This is a genomic window from Nocardia sp. NPDC058499, from assembly GCF_042719915.1.
GTDB lineage: Bacteria > Actinomycetota > Actinomycetes > Mycobacteriales > Mycobacteriaceae > Nocardia.
On the sequence record NZ_JBHXMZ010000040.1, the window covers coordinates 1 to 1,279 of the forward strand.

The following is a 1,279-nucleotide window of genomic DNA, read 5'->3' on the forward strand; positions in this document are numbered from 1 at the left end:
TGAGGTGCCCCAAGATTCTCGGACAGCAGCCCAAAGTAGAATTGGGTGGCTGAATGGAGTTGTTTGTGGCACAGAAGAACTCGCGTGGGTACAGCCCGGAATTCCGGGAAACGGCCGCGCGTGAAGTGGTGGAGAAGTCACGTGCGGTCGCTGATGTCGCACGCGATTGCGGGGTGAGTGGTCAAACGATCCGGACGTGGGTCAAGAATTTCCGGGACACTCATGTCAGCGATCCGGGGTTGGAGATATCCGAGCGTGCCCGGCTGAAGGAATTGGAACGGAGGGTCCGTGAACTGGAGGAGGAGAACCGTTTCCTGGGAAAATCGGTGGCCTTCTTCGCGAAGAAGCACCGGTGACACTGAAATACGCGTTCATCGCCTCCGAAGAAGGCAATCATTCCGTGGTATCCATGTGCCGTTGGGCGAAAGTGTCCCGATCGGGCTTCTACGCATGGCGCAGCCGTGAGCCGTCGGCCACCGCGTGTCGGCGTGAAATACTGGCCGCGGAGATCCGATTCTGTTTCGACCACTCCGACGGCACCTACGGTTACCGGCGGATTCATGCCCAGCTGGCGCGCTGGGGAACGGCAGCAGATCCCGAAACGGTTCGCGTGATCATGCGTGAGCTGGGCCTGGTTCCCTGTCAGCCGCGGCCGTTCCGGCCGGCCACCACCCTCGCCGGTGACTCGACCGAGCTGCCGGACCTGGTGCAGCGGGACTTCACCGCTACCGCGCCGGCGACCAAACTCGTCGGCGACATCACCTACATCCGCACCTGGGAAGGGTGGCTGTACCTGGCGACCGTGCTCGACTGTTTTTCGAAGAAAGTCGTGGGCTACGCGATGGCCGATCATATGCGCACAGAACTTGTTGCCGATGCACTGAGGATGGCCGCTCGAAACGCTTCCCTCCGTCCGGGTGAGACCATTTTCCACAGTGATCGAGGCGCGCAATATGTTTCTACTGAATTCGCCGCCGCAACCAGCGAATTGGGTGTGCTCCGGTCCGTTGGGCGTACCGGAACATGCTTCGATAACGCGTGGGCGGAATCGTTCCATGGCACCCTGAAGAACGAGCGGGTCAACCGGACCCAGTACCCCACTCGTGAGCATGCTCGCAAAGATGTCACGGCTTATATCGAGTTGCGGTACAACCAGATCCGTCTCCACTCGGGAATTGACTACCGGACACCGAACGAAGTAGAGTCCGAGTGGTTTCAGCGGAATCAGGCAGCGTAGGAAAGACAAGAATCCGCTGTCCGAAATTCTTCCGGCCCCTCA

At 59.8% G+C, this 1,279-nt stretch carries 1 protein-coding gene; it reads left to right on the top strand.

All coding sequences use genetic code 11. From position 1 onward, the window contains the following. Nucleotides 1-53: 53 nt before the first annotated feature. A protein-coding gene (locus ACFWPH_RS34695) for an IS3 family transposase (RefSeq protein ID WP_378756551.1) occupies nucleotides 54-1,237 on the top strand; the annotation gives its coding sequence in 2 pieces (ribosomal slippage) (nucleotides 54-318 and nucleotides 318-1,237; 1,185 coding nt in all). Nucleotides 1,238-1,279: the final 42 nt, after the last annotated feature.